Source organism: Stenotrophomonas sp. YIM B06876 (genome assembly GCF_030711595.1).
In the GTDB taxonomy this organism is placed as follows: Bacteria; Pseudomonadota; Gammaproteobacteria; order Xanthomonadales; family Xanthomonadaceae; genus Stenotrophomonas.
In genome coordinates this window covers 1-1,225 of sequence record NZ_JAUJUJ010000239.1, presented here as the reverse complement: position 1 = coordinate 1,225, position 1,225 = coordinate 1, and the positions used below count along the sequence as shown (strand labels likewise).

Below are 1,225 nucleotides of genomic sequence, written 5' to 3'. Positions count from 1 at the left end.
GGTGATCCTGCTGGTGGTATCGCTGGCCGGCATCTTCGCGTTCTCGCTGTCCACGCTGGGCGTGATCGACCCGATCACGCGCGCCATCGTCGACTCCGGCCTGGGCGAGCACGGCGTGCTGGCGCTCTTGATCGCACTGCTGATCGTGCTCGGCATGTTCCTCGACGGCATCTCGATCTTCCTGATCTTCGTGCCGCTGCTCATGCCCATCATGGACCACTACCACTGGAGCCCGGTGTGGTTTGGCGTGGTGCTGACGCTCAACGTCGCCATTGGCCAGTTNCATGTTCCTCGACGGCATCTCGATCTTCCTGATCTTCGTGCCGCTGCTCATGCCCATCATGGACCACTACCACTGGAGCCCGGTGTGGTTTGGCGTGGTGCTGACGCTCAACGTCGCCATTGGCCAGTTCACGCCGCCGATGGCCGTGAACCTGATGGTGTCGAGCCGCATCGCCAATGTGCGCATGGAAGAGACCACGCGCTGGGTACTGTGGCTGGTGGCCGCCATGTGCTTTGCCATGCTGCTGGTGATCGTGTGGCCGCAGCTGGCGCTGTGGCTGCCGACCCGGCTGGGCTATTGAATCCGACTGTTGTTAACCCAAGGAGACTGAAGAATGAAACTGCGTACCTTTCTGACCTCTGCCGTCGCTGCCGCAGCGGCGCTGGCCTTCGCCACGCCCGCCCTGGCGCAAACCTACAAGAGCGAATACCGCATGTCGCTGGTGCTGGGCACGGCCTTCCCCTGGGGCAAGGGCGGCGAGCTCTGGGCCAACAAGGTGCGCGAGCGCACCCAGGGCCGCATCAACATCAAGCTCTACCCCGGCGTGTCGCTGATCCAGGGCGACCAGACGCGCGAATTTTCCGCACTGCGCCAGGGCGTGATCGACATGGCGATTGGCTCGACCATCAACTGGTCGCCCCAGGTCAAGCAGCTCAACCTGTTCTCGCTGCCCTTCCTGATGCCCGACTACGCCGCCGCCGACGCGCTGACGCAGGGCGAGGTCGGCAAGAGCCTGTTCCAGACGCTGGACAAGGCCGGCGTGGTGCCGCTCGCCTGGGGCGAGAACGGCTACCGCGAGATCTCCAACTCCAAGCACGCCATCAAGACCCCGGCCGACCTCAAGGGCCTGAAGATCCGCGTCGTCGGCTCGCCGCTGTTCCTCGACACCTTCACCGCGCTCGGCGCCAACCCGACGCAGATGAGCTGGGCCGACGCCCAGCC

At 64.7% G+C, this 1,225-nt stretch carries 3 protein-coding genes; 2 read left to right on the top strand and 1 reads right to left on the bottom strand.

The genetic code is table 11. The features are described 5' to 3' along the window. On the bottom strand, positions 1 to 204 hold a 204-nt coding region (locus QZH66_RS16400; RefSeq protein ID WP_305806942.1), incomplete at its 3' end, for a hypothetical protein. Positions 205 to 284: 80 nt separating this feature from the next. Here QZH66_RS16400 and QZH66_RS16395 point away from each other — a divergent pair. Continuing rightward, on the top strand, positions 285 to 584 hold the full coding sequence (locus tag QZH66_RS16395) for a TRAP transporter large permease subunit (RefSeq protein WP_305806941.1): 300 nt from the start codon (positions 285 to 287) through the stop codon (positions 582 to 584). A gap of 33 nt (positions 585 to 617) precedes the next feature. Continuing rightward, positions 618 to 1,225, top strand: a 608-nt coding sequence (gene dctP, locus QZH66_RS16390; RefSeq protein ID WP_305806940.1) for a TRAP transporter substrate-binding protein DctP, incomplete at its 3' end; no start/stop codon positions are given.